Below are 15,856 nucleotides of genomic sequence, written 5' to 3'. Positions count from 1 at the left end.
AAAATAAGTCATGAATACTATAACCGAGGCTATTTTACATACGCCTTGGTGGGTTTTTGTGATATTTATCGCTTTGATTTTTCTAGGCTACAAGCAAAGCTTTGATCGCACTCTATGCTTTACAAAAGCGGTTGTTTTTCCTATTTTAATGCTAGTCTTTTCAATTTTTAGCCTTTTATCGTCATTTGGATTTTTATTTTGCTCATCTTTGAGTTGGCTAATAGGTCTTATTTTGGGTATTATTATAGGTTTATACAAATTTAAATCTCAAATCACAAAAATATCTTCGGATTTGTTTTTAATCAAGGGCAATAAAGTCTATATAGTAATCATGATGGCAATTTTTTTTGCAAAATATATAGTTGCTTACAGCGAAGCTAGAAATCTTGAAATACTTAAATCAATTTTATTTATAAGCTCAGCAAGCTTTATACTAGGAGTTTTTAGCGGAATGTTTACCGCTAGAATTTTAGCAATACTACGTTTAAGATAAAAAAGGAATTTAATGAGCGATTATAGCTTAGCGCAACATTTTGGCGTGAATTTAGCAGAGCTTTTATCAGGCAAGATTAAAGCCGTATATCCCAAATTTGACGAACAAAAATATATAAAAAATATAGCAAGCAAGGTTAATGATCTAGCCTATTCAGGCAGGATAGAGCTTCACGCAAGAGAGCTTAACTCCGCGCTAAATTTAAACTACAAAGATCAGATAGAAATTTTAACAAGCATATTAGGCGAAGAAAATCCAAACGAAACAGGCATGTTTAAAAACTACTATTGGGTGCTGCCGATTGGCAAATTTGTTGAAATTTACGGGATTAACGACTTTGAAACATCCATAAACGCGATTGCCGAGATAACTAAGCGAAACACAGGCGAATACGCGATAAGGGTCTTTATAAGAAAATATCCAAACGAAATGCTAGAAGTTATGCGAAACTGGGCAAAGTCCGGCAACTTTCACCTAAGGCGTCTTGCATCTGAGGGCTTGCGTCCGAAGCTTCCTTGGGCGAGTAAGCTTGAAAATTTCATAGATGATCCAAAGCCAGTTTTTGAAATTTTAGAGCTTTTAAAAGAAGATAATGTAAAATTTGTGCAAAGATCGGTAGCAAATCACATGAACGACTATCTAAAGCTAAATTTTGAAGCAGCTAAAGAGCTTCTTAGCAAATGGACAAAATCCAAAAATCAAAACACGCAGTGGATAGTAAAACACGCCACAAGAAAGATTAAAATTTAGAGCAAACGCCAGAGTTTGGGCTTAAGAATTGCCAGGCACTCCAGCGTCAAATTTAGAAAAATAATTTAACTAGTACCGCTCCAACAATAAGTCCTATCGCAAATGCACAGGCGATATTAATTTTTTGCTTTTTGCCAACACTCTCGTGTTGCTTTTCGTAGTGCTTTTTAACGCCTTCGAATGTAAGATTTAAGATCTTTTCATTCATCTGATTTATACCTTGAGCAAATTCCCTAATCTGTTCTTCATTGACATAACGCATAGTCTTAACAGTAGTATTGGCTAGACGCTCGAAATCTTCAGAGTTTTCCCAAAACTCAACTACTGTATTATTCTCTATACGCTCTTTAAATTCGATCATTTCCTTTAGTTCTGTTTGCTCAATCAGCTGAGTTCCCATCTTGTCTCCCTTTAAGCCTTTATAATTCCGACACTGTCGCCGAATTTTAAAACTTTAGAGTTAAAAAGATTAAGCTCTAAGCTATCTTTTTCACCGACTATCACAATCGTGGAGCCTAGCTCAAAATAACCCAAAAGTTCACCTTTTCTGACACTTAAATTTTCATACTCATAGCTTTGGACAAATGAGGCCATCGCATTGGTTTGAATTCTATTATCAAAAATAAATTTCATCTTTCCAACGTTTAAAGCTCCGACAAATACAAGCCAAACTATCTTTTTATTTGAAATTCTACACTTTAAAACAACTCTTTCGTTAAGGGCATATAGATTTTCAACTTTCTCAAGAGCCTTGACGCTTACACTATATAAATCTCCAGGGACATAAAGAGCGCTTAAAATTTCAATATCGCAAGGAGCATGATAGCGGTGATAGTCCCTAGGACTTAGATAGATATTGGCATAGACAAACTCCTCTTGACGACCAGCATCCTCTTCGCTCAAAGCGGAGTCTAAAAGCTCGGTTATGGAGTATTCGTGTCCTTTTATACTAATAGCTTTTCTTAAATTGCTAATACCGCACTCAAGGCAAAGCCCGTCGCTTGGGCTTATAAGCACCTCTTTGGCTTCATCAAATTTTCTAGGTATCATAAGCTCTCTGGTAAAAAGCGCGGTCAAACTCTCGTAATCTTGCGGATTTTTAAACTCGCTCATATCGATTTTAAAGTGTCTGACGTAGTTTGAATTTATAAAATCTTGTATAAATTTCGGAAATTTAGTTCCTGCGATTTTGCCAAAAATTTGAGAAATTTTCTTTCTCATCTACTCTCCTTTAAGCTCCAACAAAGAAATTTCGCTAGGCGCAAGAACTCTCACCGGAGGCCCCCAAAATCCCGCACCTCTGCTTACATACACCTGCATTTTATCATTTACTTGATAAAGCCCCGCTAAATACTTCTGATCAAGCTTTACAAGAAGCGAGAATGGGAAAATTTGTCCGCTGTGAGTGTGCCCGCAAAGCACAAGATCAACGTCTTTGTGCATATATCTAATGAATTTAGGCTGATGAGCTAGCAAAACAGTTGGCAAATTTTTATCCGTGTTTTTAAGCGCAGCCTCTAAATCAGGCTCGTAAAACTTATATCTATAACCGATAAGATCATAAACTCCGGCTAAATTTATACCGCCTACTTGCACGCTTTCGTTGCCTAAAATTTTAATGCCTATCTTTGATATCTCTTTAAGAGTTCCCTCGATACCGTGATAGTATTCGTGATTTCCGGGCACATAAAACGTCCCGTATCGCGACTTAAACTCGGCAAAAGGAGCTATATACTCGCCAAGCCTTTTTGGATGAAGATCTGCTATATCGCCCACTATCACAACCATATCTACATCAAACGAATTTATACGCTCAACCAAAGCTTTGGCAAAAGGCACGCCTAAAAAATCGCCCAAATGCACATCCGTTATCATCGCTATCCTAAGAGGCTCTTTAAGTCCTTTTAGCCTTATCTCTTGAGGCTTAACCTGTGGGACGTGCGAGGCATTATACATACCTTTAAAAAAGTAGCTAAAAGCAAGGATTAGGATAGTAATATCAAGATAAAATCTTAAAAATTTACGCCTGCTTTCGCTAAATACACGCTTTGTGACGGGTCTAAAAAAGACGATGATTAGATTTGAAACCAGCACAAACGAAAAGAGTATAAAACTAAGCGCAAGCATGAGTGAAAACGCAAGCCTAAACTGGGCATTTAAGAAGTTAAACCTAAGCGAAAACGCAAGCAGCACGCCACCTACGGCAAGAGTGGCAAAAAAGACCGCGAGCAAAAATTTATGCAGACTTCGCCCTTCGGTTTTAGCAAACAACCCTCTGTAGCCAACAAAATTCATTAAAATGATAATTAGTGAAGAAACTATATAAAACATATTATAAATTTAGCAAAAATTATTAAATAATGTCGTCAAATAAAGTAGTGTTTCGATAGAAAATAAAAAATCGAATAGGGCGAGAAAATTCTCGCCCTATGTTTTAAAAAATATTACTCGATGGTTCCGCTCTTAAGTCTCTTGTCATAGATGTCTTTAAGTTTTCTGATATCGTCTTTAACCTCGAATACTCCATGCCAGTGAGCATAGTCAGGTCCGTTCATCATCGCACCCTGTCTCATACGACGACCTTCGTGATGCCATAAATGGTAGTAAATTCTTTGGAATTCATCCGCCCATGGATCTTCTTTAAGAAGTTTCTTAGCCTTAAGCTCATCTAGCATAGCTTTAGCATCTTTATGATAGTCGTTATAAAGCATCACGTGCTTATCTGCCATCGCAAAGAAGTTCTCACTATGAAGAGGACTGTGACACTCTCTACAAACCATCATCATCTCTTTTCTAGCAGCCTCAGGGCCATCAACATGACCTGCTAGAGGAGTGCCTACATTTAGCTTACCTGTTTTTTCATACTCACTAACCGCAGTGTCGTTACCGCCTGTTCTTAGGTTGCTATGTGGTGCCCACAAGTTCCATTTCAAACGTCTTGAAACATTATGAGTACTTTGTAACTCACCTACTCCGCTCATATGGCAAGTCGCACAAGTTGGAGCCCTATAGTCAGGCACAGCCCATGTATCAGGAGCGCTGTCGAAATTCCATGTGTGTCCTTCTGAGTTGAAGATATGACCGTGCATAGAGTTGTTGTAAATCTCTATATCCGGATGGTCAGGTCCAAGGTGGCAAGATGCACAAGCAGCCGGTTTTCTAGCTTCGCTTACAGAAAACTTATGCACACTGTGACATGATTTACATCCGCCGATTCCACCATCTGGATACAAATTGCCTATACCATAATTTGGCCAAGTCTCTTTTGTAGGACGATTATCAGCATCCATCTTGATTATAGAGCCGTGGCACTGCATACAGCCTGTTGAATCAGGAGAAATTTGTAGGTCAGGGTGACCTCTACCCTCAAAATGATACATCAAATCAAGCATTCCTTTTTTAGCATATACCTGTATACCACCTCTTGCGTGACCGCTCTCGTTAAACTGCTTAACCTCATTAGCGTGACACTTTTCACAGGTTTTTGGACTTACCAAAGCAGATACGTGATTGTTGCTATCTTTTGGATGTACTTTCTTCATTGCCATAGGGCTATCCGCAGGATGCGAGTGACAATCCGTACAACTTACTCCGACATGCGCATGACGGCTATTTTTCCAATCCGCCACAATGCCCGGTGTCTCTTTTGCGTGGCATTCAACGCAACTTTTAGCAAGCGGAGTCAAATTGCGATCGACTTTTAAGTTTTTCACAAGATTTGCATCCGAAATGCTCTCGGCAAATGCGAACGAAAAAAGACAGGCTAGTAATGCAATAACTTTTTTCAACATTATTCCTCCTTTATAGGTTTTATTTATTGTTTGCATTTATATTCTCCCAGTGTTTTTTAATCTCAATACCCATATTTTTGTGCCCTACGTTGTTATGGCACTCGACACAGGTTTTCTTGATATGTCCTGCGAAATAATCTCTGTGAGCAAGCCAAGCCTTATCGACTTGATTATTCATCTCTTGTAGATTCGAGTGACAGGTCATACAGCCGCTATCGTAAGTAAATTTGTGAGCATGATCGCGTTTTTTATGCCAATCGATTTTACTTACATCAGTAAAAACAGTCTTGTAGCCGTCATTTAGAGACACTTTTGTCTTTGTCCAAAGATACATTAAAGTATTATCATGCGAGAGGTGACAGGCTGAACACTCTGCTTTTACGCCAAGCTTATTATTTCCGCCATGCACGTCATTGTGATAAGATTTTACCATAGGCTCCATAGTATGGCACATTGTGCAAAACTTATCACTTCCAGTATAGTGGATCAGATCAGCAATTCCGATCGATGATATAACTCCTATAAATATACCAAGCACAACCGACCAAACAAAAAACTTTCTTTTCATGCGGATCCTTCTTGTAATATTTTATTTTATTTAAATATTATTAATAAAATATTTAAATTATTATAACTAAGCAGTATCTGGAAATTCTTGACGTTCATCAATTATTCTTAATTTGAAATTAAGTATCAGTTATCAAAAAAATTTTTAAGCTTTGTCTCTGATATATTGATTATTTTGTTGTTCTGATCCAAATCAACAAGCTCTTGTGCCCTAAATTTCGCGAGTGTTCTCGATAAAGTTTCCGGAGTTATATTTAAGATTGAAGCAATTTTTACATGCTTTAATGTATTAAAAAGGTCTTGATGATCTGTTAAAAATTTAGCAACCTTTGCCTCCGAGCTTAAAACAAGCTCCTGATGCAAAACATCGCTTGCAATTTTTAGTTTTTGAGATAGAGATTTTATAATAGATACCGAAATTTGAGGATTAGACAGAAAATCTTTATAAAACTTCTCGTAATCTATCTTTAAAACCTCTCCCGAGGTTACAAATAAAGCACTGGCAGGAAATTTAATGTTTTCAAAATTTCCAAGCTCTGCTACGAAATTCATAGCATTGAGTTGATGCATAAAAATTTCTTTTCCTTTTGGTGTAGTTTTATAAAGTTTCAATGAGCCTTTTAGAAGAAGATGGAGCCACTTAGAATCCTCTCCTTCCATAAACAAAAATTCGCCTTTTTTATATTTTTTAATTATGCTGATTTTTTCTAGCTGATTAAGCTCCTCTTGGTCCAGCTCTTTAAAAAATGGAATTTGTCCTAAAATGCTCATTGTTTAGTAAAACAGCCAAATTTACTTTTTAAGAAGATCTCTAATCTCTGTTAAAAGAACGATATCCTCGCTTGGTTTAGCAGGTTCTTTAGGAGCTTCGACTTTTGGTTTTTTAAGAGTATTTATAGCCTTTATAACACAAAATATACAAAACGCAATGATCATAAAATCAACCATAGTCTGTATAAAAGAGCCATAATTAACAGTAACAGCCGGCACATCTCCTACTGCATCTTTAAGAGTAAATTTAAGATCTGTAAAATTTACTCCTCCAGTTAAAACACCTACGATAGGCATAATCACATCACCCACAAGAGAGCTTACGATTTTGCCAAAAGCGCCTCCTATAACGACACCTACGGCCATGTCTATGACGTTTCCGCGCATGGCAAATTCTTTAAATTCCTTAACGAAACTCATTTTTAAACTCCTTGTTTTTAGTGTAATAAATCACATTATATAAGATTTTTCTTAACAAGCGATTTAAATACAAGATGATATAATCACTCTTTAAAAATTAATAAAGGAATATCAAAATGTATCGTTTTGCGCCATCTCCTACAGGAGATATGCATCTTGGAAATTTGCGTGTAGCCATCCTAAATTATCTATGTTCTTTACAGGATAAAAGCGGCTTTATAATACGCATAGAAGATACCGATAAAGAGAGAAATATACCGGGAAAAGATCAAGAAATTTTAGAAATTTTAACTAAATTTGGCATCAAATGGGATCAGCTTTACTATCAAAGTGAAAATTTAAAATTTCACCGTCAGCTTGCTTCAAAGCTAATGATAGACAAACACGCATTTGCCTGCTTTTGTACTGAAAGCGAGCTAGAAGCCAAAAAAGAAGAGGCTAAAGCAAAAGGTGTTGCATATCGCTATGACGGCACTTGCGAAAAGATGAGTGATGAAGAGGTTTTGGCGTGCGAAAAGCCTTTTGTAATCCGCATGAAAAAGCCAAAAGAAACGATGAAATTTACAGACGCCATAAAAGGCGAAGTAAGCTTTGAACCCGAAAACGTCGATAGCTTTGTGATCATGCGCGCGGACAAAACCCCTACTTACAACTTCGCCTGTGCAACCGACGATATGCTTGAGGGCGTTACTTTCGTCATACGCGGAGAGGATCACGTAAGTAACACGCCCAAGCAAGAGCTTATCAGAGAAGGGCTTGATTACACCGACAAAATTCGCTACGCACATCTGCCTATCATCTTAAATATAGATGGTAAAAAGATGAGCAAGCGAGAGAATGAAAGTAGCGTAAAATGGCTCTTTGCACAAGGATTTATGCCTGAAGCGATAGCCAACTACATCATCTCCCTTGGTTATAAAGCTCCTGTTGAAATTTTTACCATACAAGAGGCCGCCAAGTGGTTTGATATCTCCAAAGTCTCGGCAAGTCCGGCAAAATTTGATATCAAACAGCTAGAGCACATAAACAGAGAGCACATCAAACTAGCAAGCAGTAAACGGCTTGCCCAGCTTTGCGGTATGGATGAAAATTTAGCAGAGCTAATCAAATTTTACACTCAAGAAGCAAGCTTGCTAAATGAGATCAAGCAAAAAATAAAAGCCATATTTGCACCAAAAAATATCCCCGATGAGTTTAAAAACGAATGCGAAGCGATAAAAACCGCTATAAATTCGATGAATTTGGATAGTTTTGAAAACTTTGATGAGTTTAAAAAAGCTCTAATGAGCGCTACAAATTTAAAAGGCAAAAGCTTTTTTATGCCGCTTAGAATTCTGCTTACAAACGAACAGCACGGACCTGAACTAAGCGAGCTGTTCCCTCTAATAAAAGAAAAATTAAAGGAAATTTTACAATGATACTATCTACTTTTTTATCCGCTATTGCCGATATTTTGCATATGGTGATTCAAATTTACGTCTGGATTATCATTATATCAGCCATTATTAGCTGGGTAAGACCAGATCCGTATAATCCTGTTGTTCAGCTTTTATATCGTCTTACGGAGCCCGTTTATGCCTGGATTAGAAAATTTGTCCCTACAGTATTTGGAGGGATAGACCTAGCGCCGATTTTCATACTTTTAGCACTTCAGTTTTTTGATAGATTTTTCATAAGCTTACTGCTGCAATATGCTAATTCGATTTAATATAATTTTATTTCTCCTTACGACTTTCTTGTTTGGAGAGGTAAAAAGCTTTAACGAGATAAAAGTTAAAGAAAAAGGGCTAGCAAAAGATTATTATATATATAGGTTAATAACAGAGGGAAATTATACAATTAAGCAGGTTGAGGAGCTAAATAAGGATATATTTCGTCGCTCTCCGACCATGATAAAAGCGCTAAATACTATAATAAAACCGGAGTTAAAACCTACAAACTGCGCAAAGATAAATGCAAAAAACATAGTAGATGCCAATTTAACCTGTCAAAAAGCGCTTTTAAAAATACCTTTTATGCTAAAAATATCCAAAAAAGATAGAGAAAAACTGGCTCAAAAATTTGATGATATAAATAAAACAACGGCTAGAAATTTAAGGATTCTAAACTCTAAAAATTCGGCCTTGAAATTTGATAAATTTAAAGATGCAATAGCCTTTATAGAGTTATTTGAGGCAAGTGACAAAAAACATAAAGAACTTAGGTTTAATCAAAAATTTAGTACCGAATTTATCAATCTACTAGCCAAAGAACAATCTTTTCAAAAAATCATAAATAGGGTAATTATAGATAAAGAGCTTCCTAAATTTAGAGCGAATTTTTTAAATATCAAAGATGATTTGATAAGCGATCAGATAGCTTATATTCTTGGCATTAACGCTATTTTACTAGACTCAAAAGAGACTGCTTTTAAGTTTTTTAAAAGAGCCGAAGATAGCTTTAAAAACCAAGGTGCAAAAGACGCTGCGATCTTTTGGCAATACCTCATAACTAAAAATCAAATTTTGCTTGAAAAGCTAAACAAAAGTAGCGACATAAACATCTATACTTTATACGCAAACGAACTAACGGGCAAAGAAATTCCAAAAGTTTTTTCGCCGACACCAACTAAGCAAAAGCTCGAAGACTACGACATCAAAGATCCATTTTTATGGCAAAAAACCTTTGCTATCGTAAAAGAGGTAAATGCGACTAAAGCTCTTGAATTCGCAGAGCTTTTCAACACTAAAGAAACACTTGGGCAGCACGCTTACTTCATGGAAAAAGCAAGCGGATATAAAGATCACTACTTTGTCATGCCGTTTTTAGAAGAACTTGAGGATATAAATGCGACCAGAAAGGCTACGATTTATGCTATAGGAAGGCAAGAAAGTAGATTTATCCCCTCTGTGATATCCACATCCTACGCGCTTGGAATGATGCAGTTTATGCCATTTCTTGCTAATCACATCGGCAAAAAAGAGCTCACGATAGAGGGCTTTGATCAAGATGATATGTTTGATCCGAGAGTTGCTTTAAGATTTGCCGACCACCACCTAAACTACTTAGAAAAATTTCTGCACCACCCTTTATTTATAGCCTATGCATATAACGGAGGAATAGGCTTTACTAAAAGAGTATTACAAAGAGGGGATTTGTTCAACGATGGTGAATTTGAGCCTTTTTTATCTATAGATCTAATTCCATATACAGAGAGTAGAATTTACGGTAAAAAAGTTCTAGCAAACTATATCATATACTCTAATTTGTTGAACTCCAATACATCGATTTTGAAACTTTTCGAAATTCTAAAAGAGCCTTCTTTGACGGATAAATTTCGAACTCGACCTTAAGTGTATCGCTAATTTTTTGTGGCGATACAACCTCTATATATTCACCCCAAGGCATATTAAAAGTTACTAATTTTAAAAGCGGATCATCTTTAGCTAAAATCCTAGCTCTTACTTCATCTTTAGATCCATTTACGCTAAAGCTTGACAGGCTTGTTTTACTTTCTTTTGGATGAATAGCGATTATAAATCTCTCATCTTTATCTTTTGTAATAATATCACTATGAATAGGATTTAAATAGGTTCCAAGAGCCAAAAATTTATCGTTTTTTTCAACTATCTCAAATTTACTAGTATATGCCAAAAGTTCATTTTTTAGAGGATCGTGAACAATAGCTTTATTTGCACACCCTAAAAATAAAAAAACCACACTCAAATATATAAAAAATTTGCCCATATCATCCCTTTAAATTTGAAGTATTTTATCTTGAATTTGAATAATTTTGCTTTAAAAAAGCCTAAATTTGCTATAATCTAGCGAAATTTAAGATTAGAGAGAGCATGAAAAGATTAGCTATGGCGTTTTCAGGTCCGTCAAATAGCGGAAAAACGACGCTTATTTTAAAAGTAGGAAAAAAATTTATAGACGATGGATTTAAGGTTGTAATCATCAAGCATGATCCAGGCGATAAGGCTAGATTTGATGTAGATGGCAAAGACAGCTTTAAATTTAGTGAAATCGGAGCAGATGTCGTAGTGGCAAGCCCTACAAGAACAACATATTTTAGTAAAGCACAAAAGAGCTTAGATGATATAGTGGATATGATTGGAGAATTTGATATATTATTAGTCGAAGGTCTAAAAACTCTGCCACTTCCCAGACTAAGCGTTTTTAAAGATGAGATAAACGAAGATTATCTGAGTTTTTCAAATGCAATCGCTACTTACAAACCAGAATACAAAATAGACAAACCAAATTTTAATTTAGATGATATAAATAGTATCTGTGAGTGGATTTTACAAAACGCAAAGGCTTTATGATGGAAAAAATTTTTGAAACGATTAAACAAATCGCCGTTAAAATCAGCAACGAGATAAAATTTGCAGATCTTGGCTACACCGATCACGCAAACGCCACGGGAGACACCCAGCTTAAGCTTGACGTGCTAAGCGATGAGATCATCACGCGCGAATTTGCAAATTTAGAGTGCGTCAAAGCTCTAGTTAGCGAAGAAAAAGATGAGATGCTCTCACTAAACGAAAACGCAAAATTTATCGTAGCCTACGATCCGCTTGACGGCTCAAGCTTGGTTGATGTAAATTTTGCCATCGGCTCGATATTTGGCATATATGAAAACGAACTAAAGCCTGAAAATTTAGTAGCTGCAGCATATACCGTTTACGGACCTAGACTTGAGCTGGTTATCTGCACGGACAAGCCAAAGCTTTATAGACTCAACAAAGAGGGCAAATTTCAGTTTATAAAAGATTTACAGCTAAAAGAAAAAGGTAAGCTAAACGCCACTGGTGCTACGCAAAAAGGCTGGAGCGACACACACGCTAAATTTATAAGAGAGCTTTTTGAGAGGGGGTATCGCCTTAGATATTCTGGCGCGATGGTAAGCGACTTGCATCAAATTTTACTAAAAGGCGGCGGACTTTTTAGCTATCCTGCTACCACCGATGCGCCAAACGGCAAGCTTAGAGTGCTCTTTGAGGTGCTACCTTTTGCATTTATCTACGAGCGCGCAGGAGGAGCTACGAGCGACGGCTACTCCAAAAGCCTTTTTGAAGTAAAGATAGAAAAAATCCACCAAACCACTCCGTGCTTCTTTGGCTCAAAAGACGAGATAAAGACACTGCACGAATTTTACGGAAGCAAAAATGGCTGAAGAGCTTAAGCAAAAGGACAAATTTGAACTTGAGCTTGACGCAAAGCTTGAAATTTTAAGATCGTGCCAAGAGCAAAAGGATCTCAAAAGCTGCTTTGAATGCGAAAATTTATTTGAATGTGATACTCGTAAAAACTACGTTGATGCCGTCTATAACTCAATGTCTAAGGGCAACACGGGTGGATTTGATTTTTAATTAAGGAAGATTATGAAAGCTTATATAACAACACCTATTTATTATGTAAATGATGTCCCGCACATCGGACACGCCTATACTACGATCATCGCAGATACGATGGCTAGATTTGCAAGACTTAAGGGCGAAGAGACGTTTTTTTTAACAGGCACGGACGAGCACGGACAAAAGATAGAGCAAGCGGCGCAAAAAAAAGGCAAGAGCCCAAAAGCCTATGCAGACGAGATAAGCGCGAAATTTAAAGAGCTCTGGGATGAATTTGAGATAAGCTACGACCACTTTATCCGCACGACTGACGAGAGTCACAAACTAACGGTTCAAAACGCTTTTAATAAAATGCTTGAAAAAGGCGACATCTACAAAGGCGAATACGAGGGCTTTTACTGCGTTAGCTGCGAGACGTTTTTTACTCAAACTCAACTTTTAGATAACGAATGCTGTCCTGACTGCGGCCGTGCTACAAGCTTAGTAAAAGAAGAAAGCTACTTTTTTAAACTGTCAAAATACGAAGACGCCCTGCTTAAATGGTACGAGCAAAATGAGCAGTGCATACTTCCAAAAGGCAAGAAAAACGAGGTCGTAAGCTTCGTAAAAGGCGGACTTAAGGACCTATCTATAACTCGTACCAGCTTTGACTGGGGTGTAAAACTGCCTACAAATTTAAACGAGCCAAAGCACGTGATGTATGTCTGGCTTGATGCGCTAATGAACTATCTTTCAGCACTTGGCTACACTAGAGACGGCGAAAAAATGGGCTTTTGGGATAGTGCGGTGCATCTAGTAGGCAAAGACATTTTGCGCTTTCATGCGATTTACTGGCCTGCGTTTTTGATGAGCCTTGATCTGCCGCTTCCTAAACATATCGCGGCACACGGCTGGTGGACTAGAAACGGTGAAAAGATGAGCAAGAGCAAGGGTAATGTAGTCGTGCCAAAAGAGGTTGCAGATGCTTACGGACTTGAAAATTTCAGATACTTTATGCTGCGTGAAGTGCCGTTTGGTCAAGACGGCGATTTCTCGCAAAAAGCACTTATAGAGCGCATAAACTCGGAGCTTAGCAACGATCTTGGAAACTTACTAAACCGCATAATCGGAATGAGCGGCAAATACTCAAACTACGAAGTTTCAAGCAAAGACGTTAAGAGGTATTATGGCGAAATTTTGGATGAATCAACCACTCACCTAAAAGCAGCCTGCGAAAATTTAGAAATTTTTGCCACAAATCGCTACTTAGAAGAGCTTTGGCGAGTGCTAAATATCGCAAACGCAAGCATTGCTAAATTTGAGCCGTGGAATTTGATAAAAGAGGGCAGAAGCGATGAGGCTAATGCACTTGTGAGTCTTTGTGCAAATTTGCTTGCACGCGTGGCGATCTTGCTAAGCCCTGCTATGCCAAAGACTTGCGAGAAAATAGCTAAAGCGATGGAATTTGAAATTTCAACCCAAAACTATAGAAAAATCATACTTGAAAATGAGGTTTTAGACTTTGTTTGCGAGCAGACACCACCGCTCTTTCCAAAGATAGAAAAAGAGCTTATGAGTACTCCTGCGCCAAGCGTTGCAGAGCCTATCAAGGATGAAACGCCAAAGATCAAGATAGATGAGTTTAAAAAGTGCGTTATCAAAGTTGGCACTATCTTAGATGCTTCAAATATCGAAGGCAGCGATAAACTGCTTAAATTTAAGATAGATCTTGGCGAGAGCGAGCCAAGACAGATCGTATCAGGGATCGCCAAATTTTATGGTCCTCAAGAGCTTGTCGGCAAGCAGGTCTGCGTGCTGGCAAATTTAAAAGAGGCTAAGATATTTGGCAACGTCTCTCAAGGCATGATACTAACGGCAGAAGATGGCTCGCTAGCGCTGCTAAGTCCTATCTCAAGCGTTAAAAACGGAGCGATCGTCGGCTAAATGATGAATATTGAGAATTTAAGACGACTGATAAATGCAGAGGTTTTAAACAAGCCAAGTGTTTCAAGCGTCTTAAATTTCGCATTTGAAGCCAAAAATATTAGACATGGCTATGCCTATATAGGCATAAATGCCAACGAAGATGAGATTAAAGAAGCCATATCAAATGGAGCCTATGCAGTCATTATAGAGGATGATTTTGAAGTTATCGATAAAGAGATTGCATTTTTAAAGGTAGATAGTCTAAGCGTGGCTTTAATGCGTCTAATGCGCTTTGAAAGCAGCTATAAAAATCTTAAATTTTACTCTATAAATTGTGTACAAAAGGCCATCTTAAAACGAACGAGCCTACCAAAACATGCAAATATCTTGCCCATAGACACCAAAGAGCTATTTTTAAAAATCATAAATGCCGACAAGAACGATATATTTTTTAGCGACGATATAAAAATTCTATCAAAGATTGCGCCATTTTACGATACCGTATGGACAGATACACAAGCCAAAGCAATTAATAAAGGCTCAATATTTTTTACATCAATTATTTGCGACGATGTGTATTATCAAAATTTAGCCATACCAAAAGCATTCAAGGGGTTTTTGTCAGGGCTTATTCGTCATCTTAATAAAAATCAAATATCCTTTAAGATGGGCGATTTAAGAGGGATTGAGCATTTTGAGCCTGTTTTTGTAGATAGAAATTTTAAGATAACTCCATTCGGAGCAAGTTTTAGAGCTTTTATAGTAGAAAGCGACGATGAATTATTTGAGATGGAAGCAAATTTTTTAAGAAAAAACTTCAAAGACTCAGTAGAAATTTGTGCGCCTAAAAATTATAAGACAAAGATAGATCCAACCTTCATTTTTAACGATATAGCCGAGCTAAAACAACTCAAAGATTTTCGATATGCTATTGTAAAGTGTCAAAAACAAGAGCTTGAAGCAATGCTAAACAAGAGCGAAACCGAAAAAACTCTATTTGATTTTTAAAATCCAGAATTTTTCAAATATATCATAAAAATTATTTATATAAATCTATATATCATAAGTAAATATTAAGCAAATCTAAATAAAATTTCTATTTTTACCGGATATTAAATAATATTTCAAAAAAAGGAGAAGATATGCGGTTTATCCATATAGTTTTTATGTTTTTCATAGCTTTATTTTTAGCTGGCTGCCCCGCTTCAAAAGGTAAATTTACACTACAAAACCCTGAATTTCAGAATTACCAAAATATAAATTCAGCAAAAGGAGTTGTATTTATAGCTTCAGTTAACGATAAAAGAGAATTTGAAGATACTCCAAAAAATGCTTCGATTCCATCCGTTCACAATATGCAAGTAGAAAGTCTGAATGCAAAAGAAAAAGATAAGTATATAGCAAGAAAAAGAAATAGTTACGGCAAAGCTATGGAAAATATAGTTCTTGATGGCAATCAAACAGTTACAAATTTAGTCAAAACGAGTGTTGCTAGAGCATTTGCAAACAATGGATTTTATGTTTTAAACGATGAAAAACAAATAAATCAAAATACAATAATATTAAAAGTTGATGTGCTTAAATTTTGGTCTTTTTTCCGCCCAGGATTTTGGTCGGTTGCTGTAAATACACATATAAAAAGCGACGTTTCTACAGGTAGCAAAAACATTACTACAGATGTGGATCACATGGAAAAATTTCAGATGGTTTTAGATAGAGACTATCAAAAAGTGACAAATGACGCTTTACGAATTTACGAAAAACAACTTACAGATAAAATTGCTCAAGAATTTAAATAATCTTACTCCTCGCCTCTT

19 protein-coding genes are annotated in these 15,856 nt (G+C 36.8%); 11 read left to right on the top strand and 8 right to left on the bottom strand.

The window, feature by feature from the left end; genetic code table 11:
• The first annotated feature begins 10 nt into the window (after positions 1-10).
• Positions 11-493 (top strand): DUF6622 family protein, encoded by a 483-nt coding sequence (locus tag CDOMF_RS03640; RefSeq protein ID WP_260952499.1) that lies wholly within the window; start codon positions 11-13, stop codon positions 491-493.
• A gap of 12 nt (positions 494-505) precedes the next feature.
• Positions 506-1,243 (top strand): DNA alkylation repair protein, encoded by a 738-nt coding sequence (locus tag CDOMF_RS03635; RefSeq protein ID WP_260952498.1) that lies wholly within the window; start codon positions 506-508, stop codon positions 1,241-1,243.
• Positions 1,244-1,295: 52 nt separating this feature from the next.
• On the opposite strand, the gene CDOMF_RS03630 is transcribed toward CDOMF_RS03635, so the two are convergent.
• The 7 genes from CDOMF_RS03630 to mscL all read right to left on the bottom strand — a co-directional run bounded on the left by CDOMF_RS03630 (position 1,296) and on the right by mscL (position 6,792).
• Positions 1,296-1,643 carry a hypothetical protein gene (locus CDOMF_RS03630; protein WP_170018490.1) on the bottom strand — a complete coding sequence of 116 codons (348 nt, stop codon included), beginning with the start codon at positions 1,641-1,643 and terminating at the stop codon, positions 1,296-1,298.
• A gap of 11 nt (positions 1,644-1,654) precedes the next feature.
• The gene (locus CDOMF_RS03625) at positions 1,655-2,464 is read right to left on the bottom strand and encodes a phosphatidylserine decarboxylase (protein ID WP_170018491.1); all 810 of its coding nucleotides are present in this window, start codon (positions 2,462-2,464) and stop codon (positions 1,655-1,657) included.
• A complete protein-coding gene (locus CDOMF_RS03620; RefSeq protein WP_260952497.1) occupies positions 2,465-3,538 on the bottom strand; it encodes a metallophosphoesterase in 1,074 nt (357 codons plus the stop codon).
• A 149-nt stretch (positions 3,539-3,687) separates the two neighbouring features.
• A complete protein-coding gene (locus CDOMF_RS03615) occupies positions 3,688-5,034 on the bottom strand; it encodes a multiheme c-type cytochrome (RefSeq protein WP_260952493.1) in 1,347 nt (448 codons plus the stop codon).
• Between the two features lie 19 nt (positions 5,035-5,053).
• Positions 5,054-5,602: a cytochrome c3 family protein gene (locus tag CDOMF_RS03610; protein ID WP_260952492.1), complete on the bottom strand. Its 549-nt coding sequence runs from the start codon at positions 5,600-5,602 to the stop codon at positions 5,054-5,056.
• 125 nt (positions 5,603-5,727) lie between these two features.
• Positions 5,728-6,366, bottom strand: a complete 639-nt coding sequence (locus CDOMF_RS03605; RefSeq protein ID WP_336296826.1) for a Crp/Fnr family transcriptional regulator — start codon at positions 6,364-6,366, stop codon at positions 5,728-5,730.
• 27 nt (positions 6,367-6,393) lie between these two features.
• A complete protein-coding gene (gene mscL / locus CDOMF_RS03600) occupies positions 6,394-6,792 on the bottom strand; it encodes a large-conductance mechanosensitive channel protein MscL (protein WP_169974111.1) in 399 nt (132 codons plus the stop codon).
• A 116-nt stretch (positions 6,793-6,908) separates the two neighbouring features.
• Here mscL and gltX point away from each other — a divergent pair, with 116 nt between their 5' ends.
• Genes gltX through CDOMF_RS03585 form a run of 3 tightly spaced genes read left to right on the top strand, consistent with a single transcriptional unit; the run spans position 6,909 to position 10,124 of the window.
• Positions 6,909-8,210, top strand: a complete 1,302-nt coding sequence (gene gltX / locus CDOMF_RS03595) for a glutamate--tRNA ligase (protein ID WP_260952490.1) — start codon at positions 6,909-6,911, stop codon at positions 8,208-8,210.
• The gene (locus tag CDOMF_RS03590) at positions 8,207-8,500 is read left to right on the top strand and encodes a YggT family protein (RefSeq protein WP_169974113.1); all 294 of its coding nucleotides are present in this window, start codon (positions 8,207-8,209) and stop codon (positions 8,498-8,500) included. Before gltX ends, CDOMF_RS03590 begins: the two co-directional genes overlap by 4 nt.
• Positions 8,484-10,124 carry a lytic transglycosylase domain-containing protein gene (locus tag CDOMF_RS03585; protein WP_442863520.1) on the top strand — a complete coding sequence of 547 codons (1,641 nt, stop codon included), beginning with the start codon at positions 8,484-8,486 and terminating at the stop codon, positions 10,122-10,124. The genes CDOMF_RS03590 and CDOMF_RS03585 overlap by 17 nt, the downstream gene beginning before the upstream one ends.
• On the opposite strand, the gene CDOMF_RS03580 is transcribed toward CDOMF_RS03585, so the two are convergent.
• Positions 10,033-10,518: a hypothetical protein gene (locus CDOMF_RS03580; RefSeq protein ID WP_260952488.1), complete on the bottom strand. Its 486-nt coding sequence runs from the start codon at positions 10,516-10,518 to the stop codon at positions 10,033-10,035. The two genes, CDOMF_RS03585 and CDOMF_RS03580, sit on opposite strands and share 92 nt — an antisense overlap.
• 104 nt (positions 10,519-10,622) lie before the next feature.
• On the opposite strand from CDOMF_RS03580, the gene mobB reads away from it, so the two are divergent.
• From mobB to CDOMF_RS03550, 6 genes are all read left to right on the top strand, one after another.
• Positions 10,623-11,102 (top strand): molybdopterin-guanine dinucleotide biosynthesis protein B, encoded by a 480-nt coding sequence (gene mobB / locus CDOMF_RS03575; protein ID WP_260952487.1) that lies wholly within the window; start codon positions 10,623-10,625, stop codon positions 11,100-11,102.
• A complete protein-coding gene (locus tag CDOMF_RS03570) occupies positions 11,102-11,953 on the top strand; it encodes a class 1 fructose-bisphosphatase (RefSeq protein ID WP_442863519.1) in 852 nt (283 codons plus the stop codon). Before mobB ends, CDOMF_RS03570 begins: the two co-directional genes overlap by 1 nt.
• Positions 11,946-12,149, top strand: coding sequence for a hypothetical protein (locus CDOMF_RS03565; protein ID WP_260952484.1), 204 nt, complete (start codon positions 11,946-11,948; stop codon positions 12,147-12,149). Before CDOMF_RS03570 ends, CDOMF_RS03565 begins: the two co-directional genes overlap by 8 nt.
• 12 nt (positions 12,150-12,161) lie before the next feature.
• Positions 12,162-14,057, top strand: coding sequence for a methionine--tRNA ligase (gene metG / locus CDOMF_RS03560; protein WP_260952483.1), 1,896 nt, complete (start codon positions 12,162-12,164; stop codon positions 14,055-14,057).
• Positions 14,058-15,047: a ferrochelatase gene (locus tag CDOMF_RS03555; protein WP_260952482.1), complete on the top strand. Its 990-nt coding sequence runs from the start codon at positions 14,058-14,060 to the stop codon at positions 15,045-15,047.
• Positions 15,048-15,181: 134 nt separating this feature from the next.
• On the top strand, positions 15,182-15,838 hold the full coding sequence (locus CDOMF_RS03550) for a hypothetical protein (protein ID WP_260952481.1): 657 nt from the start codon (positions 15,182-15,184) through the stop codon (positions 15,836-15,838).
• Positions 15,839-15,856: the final 18 nt, after the last annotated feature.

It is taken from the genome of Campylobacter sp. RM16187 (assembly GCF_025319965.1).
Taxonomy (GTDB): Bacteria; Campylobacterota; Campylobacteria; order Campylobacterales; family Campylobacteraceae; genus Campylobacter_A.
Note: the sequence above shows the minus strand (reverse complement) of the source record. Positions and strands in the feature narration are given on the sequence as shown.

Excerpts from the sequence above, each read along its gene's own strand:
- CDOMF_RS03580 (WP_260952488.1), bottom strand. The coding sequence starts at position 10,518 with ATGGGCAAATTTTTTATATATTTGAGTGTGGTTTTTTTATTTTTAGGG.
- CDOMF_RS03640 (WP_260952499.1), top strand. The coding sequence starts at position 11 with ATGAATACTATAACCGAGGCTATTTTACATACGCCTTGGTGGGTTTTT.
- CDOMF_RS03550 (WP_260952481.1), top strand. The coding sequence starts at position 15,182 with ATGCGGTTTATCCATATAGTTTTTATGTTTTTCATAGCTTTATTTTTA.
- CDOMF_RS03585 (WP_442863520.1), top strand. The coding sequence starts at position 8,484 with ATGCTAATTCGATTTAATATAATTTTATTTCTCCTTACGACTTTCTTG.
- CDOMF_RS03555 (WP_260952482.1), top strand. The coding sequence starts at position 14,058 with ATGATGAATATTGAGAATTTAAGACGACTGATAAATGCAGAGGTTTTA.
- CDOMF_RS03620 (WP_260952497.1), bottom strand. The coding sequence starts at position 3,538 with ATGAATTTTGTTGGCTACAGAGGGTTGTTTGCTAAAACCGAAGGGCGA.
- CDOMF_RS03565 (WP_260952484.1), top strand. The coding sequence starts at position 11,946 with ATGGCTGAAGAGCTTAAGCAAAAGGACAAATTTGAACTTGAGCTTGAC.
- CDOMF_RS03635 (WP_260952498.1), top strand. The coding sequence starts at position 506 with ATGAGCGATTATAGCTTAGCGCAACATTTTGGCGTGAATTTAGCAGAG.
- mobB (WP_260952487.1), top strand. The coding sequence starts at position 10,623 with ATGAAAAGATTAGCTATGGCGTTTTCAGGTCCGTCAAATAGCGGAAAA.
- CDOMF_RS03630 (WP_170018490.1), bottom strand. The coding sequence starts at position 1,643 with ATGGGAACTCAGCTGATTGAGCAAACAGAACTAAAGGAAATGATCGAA.
- gltX (WP_260952490.1), top strand. The coding sequence starts at position 6,909 with ATGTATCGTTTTGCGCCATCTCCTACAGGAGATATGCATCTTGGAAAT.
- CDOMF_RS03610 (WP_260952492.1), bottom strand. The coding sequence starts at position 5,602 with ATGAAAAGAAAGTTTTTTGTTTGGTCGGTTGTGCTTGGTATATTTATA.
- CDOMF_RS03570 (WP_442863519.1), top strand. The coding sequence starts at position 11,102 with ATGGAAAAAATTTTTGAAACGATTAAACAAATCGCCGTTAAAATCAGC.
- CDOMF_RS03625 (WP_170018491.1), bottom strand. The coding sequence starts at position 2,464 with ATGAGAAAGAAAATTTCTCAAATTTTTGGCAAAATCGCAGGAACTAAA.
- CDOMF_RS03590 (WP_169974113.1), top strand. The coding sequence starts at position 8,207 with ATGATACTATCTACTTTTTTATCCGCTATTGCCGATATTTTGCATATG.
- metG (WP_260952483.1), top strand. The coding sequence starts at position 12,162 with ATGAAAGCTTATATAACAACACCTATTTATTATGTAAATGATGTCCCG.
- mscL (WP_169974111.1), bottom strand. The coding sequence starts at position 6,792 with ATGAGTTTCGTTAAGGAATTTAAAGAATTTGCCATGCGCGGAAACGTC.
- CDOMF_RS03615 (WP_260952493.1), bottom strand. The coding sequence starts at position 5,034 with ATGTTGAAAAAAGTTATTGCATTACTAGCCTGTCTTTTTTCGTTCGCA.